General features: G+C 56.8%; 16 protein-coding genes and 1 pseudogene. 14 read left to right on the top strand and 3 right to left on the bottom strand.

Annotated elements, in window-relative coordinates; translation table 11 throughout:
* The 3 genes and pseudogenes from AC27IT_RS00005 to AC27IT_RS00015 form a co-directional block, all read left to right on the top strand.
* Window positions 1-257: pseudogene (locus AC27IT_RS00005) on the top strand (IS30 family transposase); the annotation flags it as partial.
* Window positions 258-496: 239 nt separating this feature from the next.
* Window positions 497-985 carry a Cys-tRNA(Pro) deacylase gene (gene ybaK, locus AC27IT_RS00010; protein ID WP_005831219.1) on the top strand — a complete coding sequence of 163 codons (489 nt, stop codon included), beginning with the start codon at window positions 497-499 and terminating at the stop codon, window positions 983-985.
* A gap of 271 nt (window positions 986-1,256) precedes the next feature.
* On the top strand, window positions 1,257-2,609 hold the full coding sequence (locus AC27IT_RS00015) for an LLM class flavin-dependent oxidoreductase (protein WP_487091378.1): 1,353 nt from the start codon (window positions 1,257-1,259) through the stop codon (window positions 2,607-2,609).
* 493 nt (window positions 2,610-3,102) lie between these two features.
* Here the strand turns inward: AC27IT_RS00015 and AC27IT_RS00020 are convergent, their stop codons facing one another.
* Both AC27IT_RS00020 and AC27IT_RS00025 read right to left on the bottom strand, forming a co-directional pair.
* Window positions 3,103-3,447 (bottom strand): GNAT family N-acetyltransferase, encoded by a 345-nt coding sequence (locus AC27IT_RS00020; RefSeq protein WP_487091380.1) that lies wholly within the window; start codon window positions 3,445-3,447, stop codon window positions 3,103-3,105.
* Window positions 3,448-3,772: 325 nt separating this feature from the next.
* Window positions 3,773-4,798 carry an LLM class flavin-dependent oxidoreductase gene (locus AC27IT_RS00025; protein WP_487091382.1) on the bottom strand — a complete coding sequence of 342 codons (1,026 nt, stop codon included), beginning with the start codon at window positions 4,796-4,798 and terminating at the stop codon, window positions 3,773-3,775.
* A 414-nt stretch (window positions 4,799-5,212) separates the two neighbouring features.
* On the opposite strand from AC27IT_RS00025, the gene AC27IT_RS00030 reads away from it, so the two are divergent.
* The 10 genes from AC27IT_RS00030 to AC27IT_RS00075 all read left to right on the top strand — a co-directional run bounded on the left by AC27IT_RS00030 (window position 5,213) and on the right by AC27IT_RS00075 (window position 13,800).
* Window positions 5,213-5,473 carry a glutaredoxin family protein gene (locus AC27IT_RS00030; RefSeq protein WP_007784751.1) on the top strand — a complete coding sequence of 87 codons (261 nt, stop codon included), beginning with the start codon at window positions 5,213-5,215 and terminating at the stop codon, window positions 5,471-5,473.
* A gap of 188 nt (window positions 5,474-5,661) precedes the next feature.
* A complete protein-coding gene (locus AC27IT_RS00035) occupies window positions 5,662-6,684 on the top strand; it encodes a methionine ABC transporter ATP-binding protein (RefSeq protein WP_025846646.1) in 1,023 nt (340 codons plus the stop codon).
* A complete protein-coding gene (locus tag AC27IT_RS00040) occupies window positions 6,684-7,334 on the top strand; it encodes a methionine ABC transporter permease (RefSeq protein ID WP_005831207.1) in 651 nt (216 codons plus the stop codon). The genes AC27IT_RS00035 and AC27IT_RS00040 overlap by 1 nt, the downstream gene beginning before the upstream one ends.
* A 47-nt stretch (window positions 7,335-7,381) precedes the next feature.
* Entirely contained in the window at window positions 7,382-8,224 is an 843-nt protein-coding gene (locus tag AC27IT_RS00045; protein WP_327944459.1) for a MetQ/NlpA family ABC transporter substrate-binding protein, read from the top strand.
* Window positions 8,225-8,280: 56 nt separating this feature from the next.
* A complete protein-coding gene (locus tag AC27IT_RS00050) occupies window positions 8,281-9,636 on the top strand; it encodes an LLM class flavin-dependent oxidoreductase (RefSeq protein WP_005831204.1) in 1,356 nt (451 codons plus the stop codon).
* 5 nt (window positions 9,637-9,641) lie between these two features.
* Window positions 9,642-10,838: a M20 peptidase aminoacylase family protein gene (locus tag AC27IT_RS00055; RefSeq protein ID WP_005831202.1), complete on the top strand. Its 1,197-nt coding sequence runs from the start codon at window positions 9,642-9,644 to the stop codon at window positions 10,836-10,838.
* Window positions 10,839-10,844: 6 nt separating this feature from the next.
* Window positions 10,845-11,630: a methionine ABC transporter ATP-binding protein gene (locus tag AC27IT_RS00060; protein WP_487091386.1), complete on the top strand. Its 786-nt coding sequence runs from the start codon at window positions 10,845-10,847 to the stop codon at window positions 11,628-11,630.
* The gene (locus AC27IT_RS00065; RefSeq protein WP_007784756.1) at window positions 11,627-12,295 is read left to right on the top strand and encodes a methionine ABC transporter permease; all 669 of its coding nucleotides are present in this window, start codon (window positions 11,627-11,629) and stop codon (window positions 12,293-12,295) included. Before AC27IT_RS00060 ends, AC27IT_RS00065 begins: the two co-directional genes overlap by 4 nt.
* A 41-nt stretch (window positions 12,296-12,336) precedes the next feature.
* A complete protein-coding gene (locus tag AC27IT_RS00070; protein ID WP_290426855.1) occupies window positions 12,337-13,236 on the top strand; it encodes a MetQ/NlpA family ABC transporter substrate-binding protein in 900 nt (299 codons plus the stop codon).
* 27 nt (window positions 13,237-13,263) lie between these two features.
* Window positions 13,264-13,800, top strand: a complete 537-nt coding sequence (locus AC27IT_RS00075) for a GNAT family N-acetyltransferase (RefSeq protein ID WP_197186574.1) — start codon at window positions 13,264-13,266, stop codon at window positions 13,798-13,800.
* A 366-nt stretch (window positions 13,801-14,166) separates the two neighbouring features.
* Here the strand turns inward: AC27IT_RS00075 and gltC are convergent, their stop codons facing one another.
* Complete coding sequence (gltC, locus tag AC27IT_RS00080) at window positions 14,167-15,069, bottom strand: glutamate biosynthesis transcriptional regulator GltC (protein WP_005831191.1); 903 nt, start codon at window positions 15,067-15,069, stop codon at window positions 14,167-14,169.
* A 123-nt stretch (window positions 15,070-15,192) separates the two neighbouring features.
* Here gltC and gltB point away from each other — a divergent pair, with 123 nt between their 5' ends.
* Entirely contained in the window at window positions 15,193-19,809 is a 4,617-nt protein-coding gene (gltB, locus tag AC27IT_RS00085) for a glutamate synthase large subunit (RefSeq protein ID WP_429778031.1), read from the top strand.
* Window positions 19,810-20,461: the final 652 nt, after the last annotated feature.

Here is a 20,461-nt window from a genome sequence, read left to right on the forward strand (position 1 = left end):
CTGTTACGAACGGCTGGAGTCAGCACATGGCGTAAACATTTACTTTGCCGATCCCTACTCTTCCTGGCAAAGGGGCACGAACGAGAACGCAAATGGCCTTCTGCGAGAATTTTTTCCCAAAGGCAAGAATTTTGCCGAAGTCTCCGAGGAGGAACTGATTTCAGGCCTGGGAGCTCATTAACAATCGGCCAAGAAAATGTCTGGGCTGGAAGACCGCTTACGAATCATTCATGGAAGCTCTGTCGCACTTGTCTTGACAATTCGTCGTCAGGCTCTTCTCGCAAAAATGTAGCTATTGACATCGTTCTGCAAGCATTGGCAAACTAAGGGTAGTTGTCTTTAGGGGAACGTTTGTTGCTGTTGCATGCCTGCCTGAATCGGGATGGCGAAGCTGTCGGTCAATTCGTGGCTATCGCCAAACGGCCATCTGTACGAAAAGAGGATGAAGAATAAGCGCAGTTACTTTCTTTCGGGGAACGGAATGGAGTGGAAAATGATGAAGCAAGCCAAAACGAATGCGATGCGGATTTTGGACAAGGAAAAAATCGACTACACTATGCTGACGTACCGGACCGACGACGGGAAAATTGACGGCGTCTCGGTGGCGCAAAAAATCGGCCGGGAAGCTGGAGTCGTCTACAAGACGCTCGTTTCGCAAGGCACGAGCCGGGCGTACTACGTCTTCGTCATCCCGGTGGAGGCGGAGCTGGATTTGAAAAAAGCGGCGAAAGTGGTCGGGGAGAAAAAGATCGAGATGATCGCTGTGAAAGACATTACCGCCGTAACGGGATATGTGCGGGGCGGCTGTTCTCCGGTGGGGATGAAAAAGCTGTTCCCGACCGTCATTGACAGCCGCGCGGAGCAAATGGAGCGGATCATCGTCAGCGGAGGGAACATCGGCGTGCAGATCGAGCTTGCGGTTGACGGGCTGTTGAAGGCGACAAAGGGCCGGCTGGCTGACGTTTCTACGCTGCCAACCGCATGAGGCCGGTTTTTTTGGAGCGGATGCATGGCGGTGAAATGAACCCTGCCGAATCTGGTGCGCGGACGCGGGTTTTGCCAGCCGGGCCGGGCTGATTTTCGCAAAACCTTATTGACACATCGGAATAATAGTAATAATCTGGAGGAAGAAAACCCATTCCTGCCGATTGGTCAACCAAAGGCTCCTGTGCTTGTACAGGGGCCTTTTTGTGCGTTCCAAAACTGACGGTTGCGGGCGTTGGCGGCAAGCCGTTTGGGATCGAGGAGGAGAGAAGATGGCAAAGAAAAGGCAACTGAGGCTCGGCGCCATGATTCACGGAATCGGCGGGCATATGGGCGCATGGCGACACCCGGATGCGCAGCCGGACGCCAGTGTCAGCTTTGCGTTTTACACGCAGCAGGCGCAAAAGGCGGAGGCCGGGAAGTTTGATCTCGTCTTCGTCGCGGACGGGCTGTACATCAATGAAAAATCGCTCCCGCACTTTTTGAACCGCTTCGAGCCGCTGACGATTTTGTCGGCCTTGGGCGGCGTCACCAGCAAAATCGGCCTGGTCGGGACGGTGTCGACTTCGTACAGCGAGCCGTTTACGGTAGCGAGGCAGCTCGCCTCCCTCGACCAGATCAGCGGCGGGAGGGCAGGCTGGAACGTCGTCACCTCGCCGCTGGAAGGCTCGGCGAAAAATTACGGCAACAAGCAGCATCCTGACCACGAGCTGCGTTACCGGATTGCCGAAGAATATTTGACCGTGGCAAAAGGGCTGTGGGATTCGTGGGAGGACGACGCCTTCGTCCGGGATAAGCAGTCCGGGGTGTTTTTCGACCCGGCGAAGATGCATCGGCTCGACCATCAGGGGGAGTTTTTCGCGGTGCAAGGGCCGTTGAACATCGCCCGCTCCCGACAGGGCCAGCCGGTCATTTTCCAGGCAGGCTCGTCGGAAAGCGGAAAGACATTGGCAGCCAAATCCGCCGATGCGGTCTTTACCGGACAAGAGACGCTTGCCGATGCGCAGCGCTTTTACCGCGATGTCAAGGAACAGGCAGCCGCCTACGGGCGAAGCTCCGCCGACATTCTCATTTTCCCTGGGATCAGCCCGATCATCGGGCGAACGGCAGAGGAAGCGAAGCGCAAGCACGAAGAGCTGGCCAGCCTGGTCAGCATCGAGCAGGCACTGCATTTCTTGGGCCGATTTTTTGACCATCACGACTTTTCCCAGTACCCGCTGGACGAACCGTTCCCGGATATCGGCGAAGTCGGCAGCAACAGTTTCCGCAGCACGACGGACAAAATCAAGCAAAAGGCCAGGGAGCAAAAGTGGACGCTCAGGCAGACCGCGCTCTACACCGCGACGCCAGAGAGCGAGTTCATCGGCACGCCCGAGCACGTGGCGGATTTGATCCAGCGCTGGTTCGAGGAAGAGGCGGCAGACGGATTCATCCTCCAGTCAAACGTGCCGCGCGGGCTGGACGATTTCGTCGATCGGGTCGTTCCGATTTTGCAGCAGCGCGGCCTGTTCCGCACGGAGTACGAGGCCGACACGCTGCGCGGGAATCTCGGACTGCCGTTCCCGGTCAATCGGTACGTGCAGCCGAGAAAACCGGAGCCGCAAGGGGTGAATGCGCCGTTGTAAAAACAGGGGAGGGGCGTGGGCGTTTGTTGCTCTGAGGGGGCGAGCAGGGGGGCTTTTGGTTCTCTCGGAAAAACAGGGCTTGCGAGCAGAGCGCAGCGGTTTGCCTCTATTTTTCTTGAAAAACGGGTGCGGCAAAGCTGGCGATCAAAAAGAAAGTCGTTTTTTCAATTTCCATAAAATCCTAGTGTTGTAGAGTCTGCGAACACCATCATCGCAGGCTCTTTATTGTTACGGGAAAATGCCGCCATTCTGCCAGTCTGCTGAGCTGGCCCGGTGCTGCCGTCCCGCACACAAAGGCCACGAAGGCGAGCAGTCCGCCCGACAAATAGCTGCCTGGCTGCCTGCATGAAAAGTTGCCCACCGTGTAAAGCTCTGTTCTAACAGCATGCTGCTCAAAGAAACGGAGTTGTTGTACAACAAAACCCGCCAAGGACTGGCGGGTTCTTTTTGGCGAGGTAACGATCGTCTCCCGTCAGCTTAATCGGAACTCCATTTAAACATGGTGCATAAGCTTCCTTCCGATTCCCTTTTTCCTCAGCGTATCCGCCACACATAAACTGTTGACAAGCAAAACTTTCCGCGCATTTACAAATGAGTTTTCCCGGATGTCTTCTTCCTGCAAAACAACGACGCCAACGATTTCCATACCGAGCGTAGCCACAAAAATATGTTGCCGATCATCGTGTAGCTGGTCATGAAACAACGCTTCCTCCACTGGAGTCGCATTCTTTTTGTAGAGGTCCGGCCGTTCGAAAACGTGCAAATCATGAACTTGCCGAAACAAAGGCAATAACGCCGCGTAATCATCTTGCTTAGCACTTCGGATCGTAATATCCATGCTTTCTCCCCCCGCCAATGGTTGCAAGCTGCATCGCTTGAAAAAAACTCCCGCTGTTTTGGCTGCGGACATTCAGCGAGATGTTCCTGTCGCTTGAGTCAATTCGCTACAGCTATTTTCGCTGATGCAGACGAATGTTTCCATTCATCATAATACAGCGATCATCTTGCGAACAGAGCCTCAAAAAACAGCCCCGCCAACTGTGGAGTCATTCCACAATCAGGGGGCTGTGCGAGGGGGACTGCGCTGTCCAACGCTGCGGCACCGACAGCCACGTTTTTTTGCGCAAATGCAAATGCCAATCGGCAGTCGCCAAACGCATCACTCAAGTAACGCTTAGCTCAGCAAACGCTTCGTGCAACAGTTCATAGGAGAGAAGCCGCTTGGCAAAATGTTTGATCGGAGTGTGGATCACCAGCTCTCCCACCTGGTAGGTACGCGCCAGCTCCAGCAGCCGCTCGCGCACGGACTCCTTCGTTCCGGCGATGACGTTGGCTTCCTTGACCTCGATCCGAAACGATTCGTCTGCCTGCCGCCCGTATTCCTCCGCCTTTTTCAAGCTGGTGACGGTGACCGTTTTGCCGCTTTGCAGGTGGATTTTGGCGATTTTCGTTTCCGCGGCCAACTGCAAGGCTTCTTCCTCCGTCTGGGCGACGATGACGGAGACGGCCAGGACCGGGAGCGGCTTTGCCCGTTCGCCTGGCTGAAACTGCTGGCGGTACACGTCAAAAGCTTCCCGGCAGACCGCTTCGTCCTGACTGATAAAGAGGGCAAACACGTACGGAACACCGCGCTCTGCCGCAAGCTGCGCGCTCGCTGCACTCGTGCCAAGCAAATAAATGCCGACTGGCTCGCTTGGCAGGGGCACGGCGGTCAGACCGTACAGCGGATGAGTGGGGGGCAGCTCGTTGCGCAGGAACAGCGCAAGCTCCGCGAGCTTTTCTTCCAGCGATGCGCCAGGCGAACCCGTGCCGCTGTGCGGCTGTAGCGCTTTCGTCGAGAGGGGAAGCCCTCCCGGCGCGCGGCCGATGCCGAGATCCACCCGTCCCGGAGCCAGGGCGGCGAGGACATGAAAGTTTTCCGCTACTTTATAAGGACTGTAATGCTGGAGCATGACCCCGCCGGAGCCGATGCGGATGCGCTCTGTTTTCGCCAAAAGATGGGCGATGAGCACCTCGGGGGAGGAGCCGACCACATGATCGAGGTCGTGATGCTCCGCCACCCAGAAGCGGTGATAGCCCCAGTCTTCCGCCTTTTGCGCCAGCCGAATCGTATGCTGGAACGCTTCGGTCGCCGTTTCTCCTTCTTGAATCGGACTTTGATCGAGAATGCTCAATGTCAATGCCACCATGTCTCTCCCCTAACCGTGTCGAAGTACGCACAAAAAGCCCCTCAGTCATAGATCGGCAATCCGATCGGCGAAGGGGCTTCTGGTGGTCCAGTCAGCTATGCAAGCATGAAGTTGTCATCTGCTGCACTTTTAAATCTCATTTACTTAGTTGTTTACTCGGATTTTAACGATATCGCTCCGGGCTGTCAATGGGGGCAGGCAAAATGAGGCCGGACAAAAATCGCGGAAAACATCGTGGAAAAAATCCGTTGACGAGAAAGATGACGAATGATAATATCCCTAGTAATCCGATATGAATTTAAAAAGTCATCGACCAGACCACTGGAGAGACTTCCTGCTCGAGCTGTGCCAACGAGCAGGGAGTCTTTTTCTTTGCCTGGGAACAGCGTCGGAAAAATTGGGGAGGGAAAGCGAGTGGCAGAAACACAAACGAAAAAAGTCGTGGTATGGGGAAGAGAAGGCTGCTCCTATTGTGAAAACGTCAAAGCCATATTGGAAGAGCAAAACCGCCCATACGAATGGATTGACGTAGCAGGAAAAGACGTGCTGCGCGATGTGCTGGAGGTCAAATACGGCACGCGCCTGATCCCGCTCGTGGAAATTGGCGGCGACGGCAAATACGAGGCGCTGCTCTACACCCAACTGGATCGGCTCGCAGCGCTTTTGGCCGAGTAACGAGTACAAGGTAAATACGCGGGCTGCGCCCAAGCGTTTGCGAAAAAAGCGCAGCCGGTTAACGGGCAGGCAGGCCGCTGTCTGCCCGATAAAGTTTCGCTTGGCTAGGAGGAGATTGTATGGGAATCGGAGCTGCGGCCGTGGAAGACCATCCGCCGTATGGCATCCCGGGCGAGGCGAAGGAGAGCATGATCGCCTTTCACGGCGTATCGAAGACGTTTGAGAGCGGGGGCCAGACGATTGAGGCGTTGAAGGGCGTCACCCTCGACGTGAAAAAAGGCGACATTTTTGGCGTCATCGGCTTTAGCGGAGCCGGAAAAAGCACGCTTTTGCGGACGGTCAATTTGCTGGAGCGTCCGACAGCAGGCAGCGTCATCGTCGCTGGCAAAGACTTGACGAAGCTCTCGGTCAAAGAGCTGCGAAGCGTCAAAAAGAACATCGGCATGATTTTTCAGCAGTTCAACCTGCTGGCGACGAAGACCGTTTTTGACAATGTCGCCATGCCGCTTCGACTCGGCGACACGCCGAAAAAGCAGATTCAGGAGCGAGTCGACGAACTATTGTCCTTCGTCGGCTTGACGGACAAAGCGACGAGCTACCCCGACCAGTTGTCCGGAGGCCAGAAGCAGCGAGTCGGCATCGCCCGTGCGCTCGCGACCAATCCGTCCATCCTGTTAAGCGACGAAGCGACCTCGGCGCTGGACCCGCAAACGACCGAGTCCATTTTGCAATTGCTTAAGCGGGTGAACCAAGAGTACAACGTTACGATTTTGATGATTACGCACGAAATGAACGTCATCAAAGAAATTTGCAACCGGGTGGCGGTCATGGAGCATGGCGCCATCGTGGAGCAGGGCAATGTCCTCGACGTGTTTGCGAATCCGCAGACAGAGGTGGCGCGCAATTTCGTCAAATCGGTCGTGCGCGACGACATCCCGCCAAGCGTGCGCAAGCTGCTCGCGACCAAGCGCGGCAAATCGAAAATTCTCAACATCCACTTCATCGGGGAAAGCACGGGCCAGCCGCTGCTCTCCCAGGTGGCGAAACGCTTCAACAGCGACGTGAACGTCCTGTTTGGCAGCATCACCGAGCTTGCGGGCGTGCCTTTTGGCAATCTGATCGTCGAGCTTACCGGCAATGAAGCGGAAATCGTTCGCGCGTACCACTACATCCAGCAGCAAAATGTGACCGTGAAGGAGATTGTTTCGTGATGGAAGTCAGTTCTGCGCAAATCTATCAGGCATTGTACGAGACGCTCTATATGGTGAGTGTATCGTTGCTGTTTGCGACCTTGATCGGCCTGCCGCTCGGCGTCCTGCTGGTCGTGACGCGCAAAGGGCACATTTTGGAAAATCCGTTGATCTTTTCGGCCTTGAACCCGGTTATCAACGTGCTGCGGTCCGTCCCGTTCATCATTTTGCTGGTGGCGATCATTCCGTTTACGCGGCTCGTCGTCGGAACCTCCATCGGGACGACGGCGGCAATCGTGCCGCTGGTCATTTACAGCGGTCCGTACATCGCGCGGCTGGTGGAAAATTCGTTGCTGGAAATCAATCCGGGCATCATCGAGGCAGCCGAAGCGATGGGGGCCACCCCGATGCAAATCATTTTTCGGTTTCTCATTCCCGAGACGCTCGGCTCGCTCATTCTCAGCATTACGACGGCGACCATCGGCCTGATCGGCGCCACGGCGATGGCCGGGGCAGTCGGCGGCGGCGGAATCGGCGACCTGGCGATTACATACGGGTACCAGCGCTTCAGCACGATTACGATTGTCGCTACCGTTGTGATTTTGGTCGTGCTCGTTCAAGGGATTCAGTCGCTCGGCAACGTGCTCGCCCGCAACATTCGCAGAAAATAACCATCTTTTGCCCAAGACAGAAGAGAAAACGAGGAGAGAAAAAACGGATGAAAAAGTTCGCCATTTCCTTGCTGCTCGCCTTGGTGACGATTGTCGCGGCGGGTTGCGGAACGGAACCGGAACAAACAGGCTTGAAAATCGGCATTCGCGGCTCGGAATCGTGGACGTGGGAGTTCGTGAAGGAACAGGCGGCGAAGCAAGGTCTCGCCATTGAACTGGTGCAGTTCAATGCAAACGTCAACCCGAATACGGTCTTGCTGGAGGGCGATATCGACGCGAATGCGTTCCAGCACGTCGCCTTTTTGGACCAGTTCAATACGAAAAACAACTCGGACATCGTTCCGGTCGGCTCGACGATCATCGCGCCACTGGGTATCTACTCGGACAAGTACAAAACCATCGCGGAAATTCCCGACGGCGCGAAAATCGCCGTGCCAAACGACGATTCCAACTGGGGGCGCTCCTTGCTTTTGTTGCAGGAAGCAGGCTTGATCCGGGTCGTGGACAACTTTGACGGCTTCGGCGGCGCGGACAAAATCAAGGAAAATCCGAAAAACCTGGAAATCGTTCCCGTCGATGGGGCGACGACCCCGCGCGTCATGAAGGACGTAGCGGCGTCGATCATCAACAACGGGGTGGCGGTCGAGGCAGGCTTTTTGCTCAAGGACGCGATTTTTCACGAAAGCAAAACCGCCAAGCCGTATATCAACGTAATCGCGACGACCAAGCAAAACGAAAACCGCGAAGACTTGAAAAAGCTCGTCGCCATTTACCAGTCCAAAGAAGTGTCGGACTTCATCACCGAAACGTACAAAGGCAACTACATCCCGACACAAGTGACCGTCGAGGAGCTGAAAAATTTCAAAGAGGCGTTTGCCAGCAAGCCGTGACGGCTGCGTGACGGACGCACTCATGCTTAGCGGAAGATCGGAAGGGGAGGGGCACCATGCCGCAAAAAAGACAGATTCACTTATCCGCTTATTTGGTCGGAACGGGCATTCACGTTGCCTCGTGGCGACTGGCCGAGGCGCGGAAAAACGCCAGCATCGACATTGACTACTACAAATATTTGGCGCAGACAGCCGAGCGCGGGAAGTTCGATATCGCGTTTATCGCCGACAGCCTTGCGGTCAACGAAGATTCGCACCCGAACATTTTGAACCGGTTTGAGCCGACGACCTTGCTCGCCGCTCTGGCTGGCGCGACCAGCAAAATCGGGCTGGTCGCCACCGCGTCGACGACGTATCACGAGCCGTACAATCTCGCCCGGCTGTTCGCTTCCGTCGATCATATCAGCAATGGCCGCGCAGGCTGGAACGTGGTCACGACGGGAGACGCCACCGGGGAGACCGGGCGCAACTTCAGCCGCACCGAGCATGTGGAGCACGATCACCGCTACGAGCGGGCGGAGGAGTTCATCGACGTCGTCCAAGGCTTGTGGGACTCGTGGGAAGACGACGCGTTTGTCCAGGACAAGGAAACCGGCGTGTTCTTCGATCCGGCGAAAATGCATCGGCTGAACTACAAAGGCACGTACTACTCCGTCCAGGGGCCGCTCAATATCGGCAGATCGAGACAGGGGCAGCCCGTCATCGTGCAGGCGGGAGCATCCGAGCCGGGACAGCGGCTGGCAGCGCGCACCGCAGAAGTCGTCTTTTCGCACGTAAAAGATTTCGAACGGGCAAAAGCGTTTTACAAAAGCTTAAAAAGCAAGCTGCCCGACTACGGGCGCACGCCTGACCAGTTGCACATTTTGCAAGGCATCTCCCCGATTGTCGCGGATACGCAGGAAGAAGCGGAAGCGATCCACCGCAAATTGCACGATCTGCTTTTGCCAGAGCAAGGGCTGCGCTTTTTGTCCGGGTACTTGGGCAAGGTCGACTTCAGCCGCTACTCGCTCGACACCCCGGCGGCAGAGGTGGAGTTCCCGCAGGACAACGGGATTCAAAGCCATTTTGAATGGATGACGGAGCTGATTCGCAAGCAAAACCCGACTTTGCGCGAGCTGTACGCTTTGCTCGAAGGCGGTGCAAACCGCGAGCTGATCGGCACGCCTGCGCAGATTGCCGACGTGCTGGAAAAATGGTTTGTCGAGGAAGCGGCGGACGGCTTCATGTTCATCGCTCCGGTGCTGCCGCAAGGGCTGGAGGCGTTCGTGGACAAGGTGATTCCGATTTTGCAGGAGCGGGGCTTGTATCGGCTGGATTACGAAGGAGACACCTTGCGCGAGCATCTCGGCCTGGAAAAGCCGTACAACCGCCTGGCCGTGCGCGATAGAGCGCTCTCGGAGGTGGAGTCGTAGAACCGATGCCAGCGCAAAAGCAGACAGAGAAAGGAGAGGTTCGGGTGCATACAGGAACGCAGGAGCTGGCAGGGACTGGCTTCGAGCAAAAGCTGATCGCCATTCGCAGGCAGTTGCACCAATACCCGGAGGTGGCCTACGAGGAATATGAAACGACGCGTTCGATTCGGGACTGGCTGACGGAAGCGGGGATTCGCCTCGTCGAGCTGCCGCTGGAAACGGGCGTCGTGGCAGAGGTGGGCGGCCAAAACGGCGGGCCTGTAATCGCGCTGCGGGCCGATATCGACGCTTTGCCGATTCAGGAGCAAACAGGCTTGCCGTACGCGTCCGCGGTCGTCGGGAACATGCACGCGTGCGGACACGATTTTCATACCGCCGTCATCCTGGGAGCCGCTTTTTTGCTGAAGCAGCAGGAGGAGCAGTTGCCAGGAACGGTGCGCTTTCTGTTCCAGCCCGCAGAGGAAAAAGGCACGGGTGCGTCGCTCTTGATCGAGAAAGGGGCGCTCGCAAACGTCACGGCGATCTTCGGCCTGCACAACAAGCCCGATCTCGCAGTCGGGACCGTCGGGATCAAGCCGGGAGCGCTGATGGCGAGCGTGGACGGCTTCGAGATCGAAGTGGAAGGCTTGGGCACGCATGCCGCAATTCCGCACGCTGGCATCGACCCGATCGTCGCCGCTTCGCAGATCGTCACGGCGCTGCAATCGATCGTCAGCCGCAACGTCAGCCCGCTGGAAAATGCGGTGGTGAGCGTGACGACTATCCATGGCGGTACGACCTGGAACGTGATCCCGGACAAGGTCGCGCTCGGCGGTACGATCCGCACGTTTCAGGAAGAGGTGCGCAGGCAAATACCCGGGCGTCTTCAGGCGATCATCGAGGGAGTGGCTGCGGCATACGGGGCCAAGGCGAGCGTGCGCTGGTTCAAGGGACCGCCCTCCGTGCAAAACGATGCCGCGCTGACCAGGCTGGCCGCTACGACAGCAGAGCGGCTCGGGTTGCAAGTCGTCGCGCCGGAACCGTCTCCGGCTGGCGAAGATTTTGCCTACTACCAGAAGCACATTCCCGGCTTGTTCGTGTTCGTCGGGACCTCCGGGACGAACGAGTGGCACCATCCGGCCTTTACCGTCGACGAACGAGCGATTGCGCCTGCTGCACACTACTTTGCCAACTTGGCCGCAGATGCATTGAAAGGCGGGTGAAAACAGATGCTGCACATTTCCAATTTGAGCAAATCGTACAAAACAGCCAAAGGCATTGTGCCTGTTTTGCAAAACGTCAATCTGCACATCCAAAAAGGAGACATTTTCGGGATCATCGGCTTTTCCGGGGCGGGCAAATCGACTTTGATCCGCTGCCTGAACCGGCTGGAAGAGCCGGACGCGGGCACGATCGAGATCGGCGGCAAGGTGATTACCGATTTGCCGGAAAAAGAGCTGCGCCGGGCCCGGCAAAAAATAGGGATGATTTTTCAGCAGTTCAATCTGCTCGACGCGCGGACGGTGTTCCAAAACGTCGCTTTTCCGCTGGAGGTAGCCGGGCATCCGAAGCCGTACATCCGCAACCGCGTCCGCGAAATACTGGATCTCGTGCAGCTTGGCGACAAGGAAAACGTCTATCCGTTCCAACTGAGCGGCGGACAAAAGCAGCGCGTCGGAATTGCCCGGGCGCTGGTCAACCAGCCTGATCTGCTGTTGAGCGACGAAGCGACTTCTGCGCTCGACCCGCAGACGACTTACGCCATTTTGGAGCTGCTGCGCGAGATCAACCGCCAGCTCAACCTGACGATTGTGCTCATCACGCACGAACTGGACGTGCTGCAGCACCTGTGCAACAACATGGCCGTGATTGAAAACGGGCGAATTGTCGAAACCGGAACGGTGGAGAAGTTTTTCCTCAACCCGGAGAGCGACACGGCCAGACGGTTTGTCCACATTATCGATCATTACCGCGATAAGCGAAATGTCATGGAAGGAGTCGGAGCAGGGATATGAACAGCGATCTGATTGACTTGCTCTGGGAAGGGCTCCTGGAGACGCTCTACATGGTGTTCTGGTCGTCCCTGTTCGCGCTCGCCATGGGGATTGTCCTCGGCGTCACGCTCGTCGTCACGGAAAAAGGCGGCATTCTCGAAGCGCCCAAGCTGCACAAAACGATCGGCACGATCATCAACAGCGTCCGGTCCCTTCCTTTGATTATTTTGATCGTGCTGCTTTTGCCCTTGTCGCGCCTGATCGTCGGCACGACGCTGGGGCCGACCGCTGCCATCGTCTCGCTTTCGATTGGCGCCGCGCCGTTTTTGGGCCGGATCATCGAAAGCGCGCTGAAGGAAGTCAGCGCCGGGAAGATCGAAGCGGCCAAATCGGTCGGGGCCACGCCGTTTACGATCATTTTTCGCGTGCTGATCCCCGAGGCGATGCCCGCTTTGGTGCGCGGGATTACGATCGGAATTATCGGGATTACCGAGTTTACCGCTGTAGCGGGGGCGATTGGCGCGGGCGGACTCGGCAGCCTGGCGATTCGCTTCGGCTACCAGCGCTTTCGCGAGGACGTCCTGATCGCCACCGTCCTAATCATTATAGTTTTAGTTCAACTGATTCAATGGTCAGGCGATTTCCTCGTCAAGTCGATCAACAAAAAGCGTTACAAGTTTGAGTAAGATCCAACTTTAAAAACAGAGGAACCAGGGGAGTGGAAACGATGGGAAAGAAAAAAGGTCTAGGCGTCATTTTTAGCGTATTGGTGGCATTCAGCATGCTTGTGGCAGGTTGCGGCTCAAGCGGCTCTGGCAGCCAGTCGCCCGGCTCCGGGGCACAAGCGCCGGCGACGAACACAGCGTCGACACAGGCCAGTGGCGGACAGGCGGCGGAACCGCCAAAAGAAGTGACGCTCAAAGTAGGCGCGGCCCCTGTCCCGCATGCGGAAATATTGGAATTTATCAAGCCGAAGCTCAAGGAGCAGGGCGTGAATCTGGAGGTCGTCGTCCTCGATGACGAAGGGCAGTTGAACCCGGCTTTGCACGACAAGCAGATCGACGCGAACTTTTTCCAGCACGTGCCTTACCTCGATTCGGTGAAAACCGAGAAAGGCTACGATTTCGCCGTCACGACAAAAGTGCACGTCGAGCCGATCGGCTTTTACTCCGACAAGCTCAAATCGAAGGACGAACTCAAGGAAGGCGACAAGATCGGGATTCCGAACAACCCTTCCAATGAATACCGCGCCCTGATCTTGCTGCAGGAGCAAGGCTTAATCAAGCTGCGCGACGGCCTGACAACCTACGAGGCTACGCCGAAAGATATCGCGGAAAACCCGAAAAAGCTGGAGTTTGTAGAAGCGGAAGCCGCAACCTTGCCGCGGGCGCTGCCTGATCTCGCGGGCGCCGTCATCAACACAAACGTCGTGCTGGAAGCGAAAATCGATCCGAACAGCGCCCTGTTCCGCGAAGGCGCCAACTCTCCTTACGCCAACGTGATTACCGTCCGCAAAGGCGACGAGAACCGCGAAGAGATCAAAAAGCTGGATGCGGCCCTCACTTCACCGGAGGTCAAAAAGTTTATTGAAGACAAATACGGTGTCGCGGTTGTCCCTGCTTTTTAAGCCGGAAAAAGGGAGGAGAAGCCGACGATGAAGGCGAAGCAGCAGAGAGACATTTGCATTCGCGATGCGAATAGCCAGGACCGGGAGCGGATCAAACGGCATCTGCTCGATGCTTACCAGCAGTATGAGCAGCATTTGTCGGTGGACAGATGGACACGGTACAAGGAGGAAATCGCAGAATCGGCAGAAGGACGCCAGACGATTGCGTTTCTCGTCGCGGACTGGGGCGGGGAAATCGTCGGCAGCGTCCAGTTGTTCGCTTCGTCCCAGGCGGCTTACGACCGTCCGGAGCTGGAAATTCACTCGCCGATCATCCGCTTTTTGGCCGTATCGCCGCAAGCGCGGGGCAACGGGATCGCTGCCCGGCTGATCGGAGAGGCTGTCCGCCGTTCGCGCGAGCTGGGAGCAGCCACGCTGCACCTGCACACGACAGACATGATGGAGGCGGCGGTGAAGCTGTACGAGCGGCTTGGCTTTGCCCGCGCGGCCGACAAAGACTTTTTCAACGGCGAGACGCACGTCAAAAGCTACTGGCTGCGGCTGGACGAGGCGCGCGTGAGCTGACGGCAGCTTTGCGAGTTTGGCGGTTCAGCGAGGCCAGGCAGGGGCTTTATCTGCGGCCCGGCAGCAGGTGACGTAGCGACCGCGAGTCCTGTGAACATCATACGAAAGCTATACAAAACCCACATAAAACCAACGGAAAATACACGAAAAATCACGACAATCCACACAAAGCAAGCCCTGATGACAACCGATCATCAGGGCTTTTCCCCGTGCCAAAACGCACGACTTTTCGTCATCTGTACCTGCATGACTCACTCCCCGCAGCAAGCGTTTTTCGGGAAAGCCGTTTAGCAAAAAAGCGGTCGCACCACTGTGGCGACTCTTTCTGTGGCGACTCTTCCTGCGGCGCTCTTCCTCTCGATACGACTAGCTGTACTTGCTCAATACGTCGAAAAACTCCTTCAAAAAATGGTAAAACAGCTTTTCGGAAGGCGGCAGCTCCCGGTTGTTCGGAATGATGATGCCGACGGTTCGCTGCACGAGCGGCTCGCTGATCGGGACTTTCACCGTTTCGCGCGGCACATTGTCGGTCAAGGTCAGCTCTGGCAGCAACGTGACGCCCAGACCGGCGGCGACGAGTCCCTTAATCGCGTCGATATCCTCGCCCTCGAAGGCGGTTTTGGGCGCGAAGCCCATTTGCGCACAGGCGTTCACGGCGATATTGCGCAGGATGAACCCCGGGGGAAACAAGACAAACGTATCGTCCTGCAGTTGGTTCAGCCGCAAGCTTGGCTGCTTGGCCAGCGGGTGCTTCGCGGGCAGCAGCGCGACGATGTTCTCGGCGAAAAAAATATGGCTGCGCACGTTTTTTTCCTGGGTCGGAACCGGGCCGAGAAAGGCGAGGTCGATTTCTCCGTTAATCACGGAGTCGATCAGCCCCTGGTAAGAGCCTTGCCGAAGCTGGAAGCCGATGTCCGGGTACCGCGCGCGAAAGCCGGAGATGACAGTCGGCAGAGGATTCGCGGCCAGACTGCTCGTAAACCCGACGCGAATCGTCCCGCGCTCCGGATCGAGAAACTCGTCAATTTTTTGCTTCGCCTTTTCAATTTCGTTGACGGCCATTTCCACGTGCTGCAAGAAAATTCGGCCTACTGCCGTCAGCTTGACGTTGCGGCCTTCGCGGATGAACAGGGAGACGCCAAGCTCTGCCTCCAGGTTGGCGATTTGCCGACTCAGGGCGGATTGGGCAACATGCAGGTTGTGCGAGGCTTCCGTGAAGTGCTCGCGCTTGGCCACTTCAATGAAGTATTGAATCTGTCGTAGCTCCATGAATACCCCCCATTCCCAATTGATCTCGTTTTGAGATTAATATTGAGTAAATTATATATTGTTTGTATCGTTTCACTCAATCTAAAATTGAGTTAACAGAGAGAGCAAAGGGAGTGGAGATAAATGACGAGAACCGGAATGCCTGCGAAGCAAGGACTATACGACCCGATGTTCGAGCACGACGCTTGTGGAATCGGTTTTATTGCGAATTTGAAAGCAAAAGCAACGCACGATATGGTGAAAAACGGGCTGAAAATTCTTTGCCAGCTCGAGCACCGCGGCGGGCAAGGCAGCGACCCCGAGACGGGTGACGGAGCGGGAATCTTGACGCAAATCCCGCATGCCTTTTTCAAAAAGGCCTGTAAGGAGCTGAACATTCAACTGCCAGCGCCAGGCAAGTACGGTGTCGGCATGTTGTTTCTGCCGATGGAGGAGAGCCTGCGCAATGAGTACGAGGCGAAGCTGGCCGCGATTATCGAAGCGGAAGGGCAGAAGCTGCTCGGCTGGAGAACCGTCCCTGTCGATGCGACGAAGATCGGCAAAACCGCGGCAGCAAGTCAGCCTTTTATCCGCCAAGTATTCATCGGGGCGAGCGCACATGTAGCGGACCAGATGGCCTTCGAGCGGAAGCTATACGTCATCCGCAAGCAGATGGAGCACGCAGCAGGCGCTGACTTCTACGCCGCCTCCATGTCTTCGCGCACAATCGTTTACAAAGGCTTGCTCACGCCAGGCCAGGTGGATGCTTTTTACCTGGATTTGCAAGATAATTCTTACACTTCTACTTTTTCCGTCGTGCACTCGCGCTTCAGCACGAACACGTTCCCGACGTGGGAGAGAGCGCATCCGAACCGCTATTTGATTCACAACGGCGAAATCAACACCCTGCAGGGCAACGTGAACTGGATGCGGGCGCGCGAAAAAATGTTTGAATCCAAGCTGTTCGGCGCGGATTTGCAAAAAGTCGTTCCTGTCATTGATATGCAAGGCAGCGACTCGGCTATCCTCGACAACTGCGTGGAATTTTTCTCGCTGGCGGGCAGATCGCTGCCGCACGTCGCGATGATGATGATTCCCGAGCCGTGGGATCAGGATGAGCAGATCGACGCGACCAAAAAAGCGTTTTACGAATACCACAGTTGCCTGATGGAGCCATGGGATGGCCCGACGGCGATTTCCTTTACCGACGGCCGTCAGATCGGGGCGATTCTCGACCGCAACGGATTGCGTCCGGCCCGCTACTACGTGACGACGGACGATACGATCATTTTCTCATCGGAAGTAGGCGTTTTGGAAGTACCGGAAGAAAAAATTGTGCAAAAAGGCCGCCTCAGCCCGGGCCGCATGCTGCTGGTCGACTTGGAGGAAGGCCGAATCGTCTCCGATGAAGAGATCAAGCAAAAAATCGCCAGCGAGCAGCCGTACCGCGAGTGGGTGAAAAACAACCTGCACGCGCTGGAGCAGCTTCCACAGGCAGGCGCTGCCGAGGAGCTTGACGGAAAAGCGCTGCTGGCGCGGCAAAAGGCGTTTGGATACACGCAGGAAGAGCTGGACAAAGTGCTGGCGCCGATGGTCGCCGAGCAAAAAGACCCGATCGGCTCCATGGGTGTCGATACGCCGCTCGCCGTACTGTCGGATCGTCCGCAGCTTTTGTACAACTACTTCAAGCAATCGTTCGCACAGGTGACGAACCCGCCCATCGACTCGCTGCGGGAGGCTTGCGTGACCTCGACGCACACGGTGCTTGGCGCGGAAGGAAACTTGCTGGAGCCTGCAGCGAGCCATTGCCGCCGCATCCGCTTGACCAATCCGCTGCTCGCAAACAAGGAGCTGGCCCAGTTGCGCGCCAATCCGTACCAGGAGTTCAGGGCGAAAACGCTGCCGATCCTGTTTGCCGCAGACGGGGGAGAAGCCGCGCTGGAGCAGGCGTTGGAGCAGTTGTTTGCCGCAGCCGATGAAGCGATTGCCGCAGGCTACACGCTGTTGATCCTGTCTGACCGCGGCATCGGCGAGAAGCTGGCAGCGATTCCGGCCTTGCTTGCCACGAGCGGCCTGCATCATCATCTGGTGCGCTCCGGTACGCGGACAAAAGCCAGCTTGATCGTCGAGTCGGGCGAGCCGCGCGACGTCCACCAGTTTGCCATGCTGATCGGCTACGGGGCAGACGCTGTCAATCCTTATGTCGCCATTGCCTCTGTGCTCGACCTGATCGCATCCGGCAAGCTGAAAGACATCGCGGCCGAAGACGCGATCGAAGCCTATTTGCAAACCGCAATCGAAGGCGTCGTCAAGGTCATGTCCAAAATGGGCATTTCGACCGTCCAAAGCTATCGCGGGGCACAAATTTTTGAAGCGGTCGGGATTCACGCCGACGTCATTGACCGCTACTTTACCCGCACGCCATCGCAAATTTCCGGAATTTCGCTGGACGTGATCGCGCAAGAGACGCTGATTCGCCACGCGCAAGCTTTTTCGCCGGAACATTCCGAAGAAAAGCTCGATCCAGGCAGCGACTTCCAGTTCCGCCGCGACGGCGAGTACCACCTGTTCCAGCCAAAAACCGTTCACGCTTTGCAAAAAGCTTGCCGGGAAGGCAGCTACGAGCAGTACAAAATTTACGCGGAAATGGCAGGGGAGCAACCGTTTTCCGCCCTGCGCCACCTGCTCGACTTCAAGTCGGACCGCAAGCCGATCCCGCTCAGCGAAGTCGAATCGGTCGACTCCATCGTCCACCGCTTCAAAACGGGAGCGATGTCCTACGGCTCGCTCAGCAAGGAAGCGCATGAGACGCTGGCAATCGCCATGAACCGTCTGGGAGCTAAAAGCAACAGCGGCGAGGGCGGAGAAGATCCGGCCCGCTACACGACAGATGAAAACGGCGATTTGCGCCGCAGCGCGATCAAGCAGGTTGCATCCGGGCGCTTCGGCGTATCCAGCCACTATCTGGTCAATGCATCCGAAATCCAGATCAAAATGGCGCAAGGGGCAAAGCCGGGAGAAGGCGGACAGCTTCCAGGCAGCAAGGTGTACCCGTGGATTGCCGAAGTGCGCGGCTCTACGCCAGGCGTGGGCCTGATTTCCCCGCCGCCGCACCACGACATTTACTCCATCGAGGACTTGGCCCAGTTGATTTTTGACCTGAAAAATGCGAATCCGCGGGCGCGCATCAGCGTGAAGCTCGTCTCCAAGGCAGGGGTCGGAACGATTGCGGCAGGCGTCGCCAAAGGGCTGGCGGACGTGATCGTGGTCAGCGGCCACGACGGCGGTACGGGCGCTTCGCCGAAGTCGAGCATCAAGCATGCGGGGCTGCCGTGGGAACTGGGGCTTGCGGAGACGCATCAGACGCTTTTGCTCAATCAACTGCGCGACCGCGTCGTGCTGGAGACTGACGGCAAGCTGATGACCGGACGCGACGTAGTCATTGCCGCTCTGCTCGGCGCAGAGGAATTTGGCTTCGCCACCGCGCCGCTCGTCTCCATCGGTTGCGTCATGGCGCGTGTCTGCCATCTCGATACGTGCCCGGTAGGGGTCGCGACGCAAAATCCGGAGCTGCGCAAACGATTCAAAGGCGACCCGCAGCACGCGGTTAACTTCATGCGCCTCGTGGCTCGCGAAGTGCGCGAGATCATGGCTCAGCTCGGCTTCCGCTCGCTGGAGGCGATGATCGGCCAAAGCCAGGTGCTGACCGTGAGCGAACGGGCAAAAGCGCACTGGAAAGCAAAGCATATTGATCTGTCCGCGCTTTTGTACCAGCCGGCGGTATCCGCAGAGGTCGGCAAATACCATCAGCGCAATCAGGACCACAAGCTGGAAGAGACGCTGGACCGTCAAATGTTGCTCGCCTTGTGCAAGCCAGCGCTGGAGAAGCAAAAGCAAATCCAGGCGAGACTGCCGATCAGCAACACGAATCGCGTAGTCGGAACGATTCTTGGCAGCGAAGTGACGAGAAGATACGGCGTCCACGGCCTGCCGGAAGACACGATTCGCCTGGAGTTTTACGGTTCCGCCGGACAAAGCTTTGGCGCGTTTGTTCCACGGGGCATTACTTTGCAGCTTGCGGGCGACGCGAATGACTACGTCGGCAAAGGGCTGTCCGGCGGGAAAATCATCGTAGCACCGGCGAAAAAGAGCACCTTCTCGCCAGAGCGCAACATGATTATCGGAAACGTCGCGTTTTACGGCGCGACCTCCGGCGAAGCGTACATCAACGGGCTTGCGGGTGAGCGCTTCTGCGTCCGGAACAGCGGAGTCACCGCCGTCGTCGAAGGAGTGGGCGACCACGGCTGCGAGTACATGACAGGAGGACGCGTCGTCGTGCTCGGTCAGGTGGGCAAAAACTTTGCGGCCGGGATGTCAGGCGGTACGGCCTATGTGCTGGCAGAGGACCATGAGGCGTTTGCCGCCCGTTGCAATCAGGAAATGGTGCTTCTGGAGAAGCTGACCGATCAGCGGGAGATTGCCGAAGTCAAGCGGCTGCTGGAAAACCACGCCGCCTACACAGGCAGTCCTCGGGCCCAAGCCTTGCTCGCTTCGTGGCCGCAGACGATCGCCAAGTTCGTCAAAGTCATTCCAAAAGACTACAAGCAAATCATCTCGACGATGGAGGAGCTGGAAAAGTCCGGCATGAAGCGCCAGGAAGCGATTTTGGCAGCGTTCGAACTGAACCAGAAGAAGAGCGCAGACAAGAAGGCCCCAAAGAAAAAGGTGCCTGAGCAGATCGGAGTATCGGTAGGCAACTAAAGAAGCAGGACGGCAACTCGTGCAGCGGGTTGCCGTTTTTTTTACACATACCAATGGATAAGCTGCTTATCCAGTATCGTGCAGCATAGCGAAACTTCGGGCAGGGAGAAAGCAGGCGCTGTGCTTTTTGGGTACGGACGAAGGCATTTGCCTATTTACTGGCTTGAGGCAACCGAGTTTTCTGAGCAATCGAGAATGTTGTTTCCGTGGCGAGTTGTGGGGATCATGGCGGATTGTTAGCTTGAAAAACGGTTGATCGTAGCGGTAGTGGTGGGAGGAAACAGGAGAAAGCGCTACAGGTACTTGGGCCTCTAGCGGGGGAGCGAAGACTGTCCGCCTCCGGGGAAAAAGGAAAACCGCGTCAAAAGTAGAGGATTCAAAAGAAGGAGGTTCAGGTTGACGCTTAAAAGCGTGTTTTCCTTTTTCCCCGGAGGCTGGGTAGGAGTCCCAAAGACCTTCGCTGGCTTTCTCCTGTTTCCTCTACGAGCTGTGTCTGTCGTTCGGGGGTGGTTTTTGTGTGTAGGTCAGGAAGCAAGGTGTCCAAGACAAAAAGAATCTCAAAAGCAGTTTTTGTATTGTCAAGCGGGTAGCGTTCATTGCTCGCCAGAAGAAAGGTCCGCGAGAATGCCGACCCCCGTTCTTTAATTGTAAA

The organism is Brevibacillus sp. YAE8 (genome assembly GCF_057543335.1).

What these genes read in the sequence shown, in the direction of transcription:
- ybaK (WP_005831219.1), top strand. Translation starts at nt 497, where the DNA reads ATGAAGCAAGCCAAAACGAATGCGATGCGGATTTTGGACAAGGAAAAA.
- AC27IT_RS00015 (WP_487091378.1), top strand. Translation starts at nt 1,257, where the DNA reads ATGGCAAAGAAAAGGCAACTGAGGCTCGGCGCCATGATTCACGGAATC.
- AC27IT_RS00020 (WP_487091380.1), bottom strand. Translation starts at nt 3,447, where the DNA reads ATGGATATTACGATCCGAAGTGCTAAGCAAGATGATTACGCGGCGTTA.
- AC27IT_RS00025 (WP_487091382.1), bottom strand. Translation starts at nt 4,798, where the DNA reads ATGGTGGCATTGACATTGAGCATTCTCGATCAAAGTCCGATTCAAGAA.
- AC27IT_RS00035 (WP_025846646.1), top strand. Translation starts at nt 5,662, where the DNA reads ATGATCGCCTTTCACGGCGTATCGAAGACGTTTGAGAGCGGGGGCCAG.
- AC27IT_RS00040 (WP_005831207.1), top strand. Translation starts at nt 6,684, where the DNA reads ATGGAAGTCAGTTCTGCGCAAATCTATCAGGCATTGTACGAGACGCTC.
- AC27IT_RS00045 (WP_327944459.1), top strand. Translation starts at nt 7,382, where the DNA reads ATGAAAAAGTTCGCCATTTCCTTGCTGCTCGCCTTGGTGACGATTGTC.
- AC27IT_RS00050 (WP_005831204.1), top strand. Translation starts at nt 8,281, where the DNA reads ATGCCGCAAAAAAGACAGATTCACTTATCCGCTTATTTGGTCGGAACG.
- AC27IT_RS00055 (WP_005831202.1), top strand. Translation starts at nt 9,642, where the DNA reads ATGCCAGCGCAAAAGCAGACAGAGAAAGGAGAGGTTCGGGTGCATACA.
- AC27IT_RS00060 (WP_487091386.1), top strand. Translation starts at nt 10,845, where the DNA reads ATGCTGCACATTTCCAATTTGAGCAAATCGTACAAAACAGCCAAAGGC.
- AC27IT_RS00065 (WP_007784756.1), top strand. Translation starts at nt 11,627, where the DNA reads ATGAACAGCGATCTGATTGACTTGCTCTGGGAAGGGCTCCTGGAGACG.
- AC27IT_RS00070 (WP_290426855.1), top strand. Translation starts at nt 12,337, where the DNA reads ATGGGAAAGAAAAAAGGTCTAGGCGTCATTTTTAGCGTATTGGTGGCA.
- AC27IT_RS00075 (WP_197186574.1), top strand. Translation starts at nt 13,264, where the DNA reads ATGAAGGCGAAGCAGCAGAGAGACATTTGCATTCGCGATGCGAATAGC.
- gltC (WP_005831191.1), bottom strand. Translation starts at nt 15,069, where the DNA reads ATGGAGCTACGACAGATTCAATACTTCATTGAAGTGGCCAAGCGCGAG.
- gltB (WP_429778031.1), top strand. Translation starts at nt 15,193, where the DNA reads ATGACGAGAACCGGAATGCCTGCGAAGCAAGGACTATACGACCCGATG.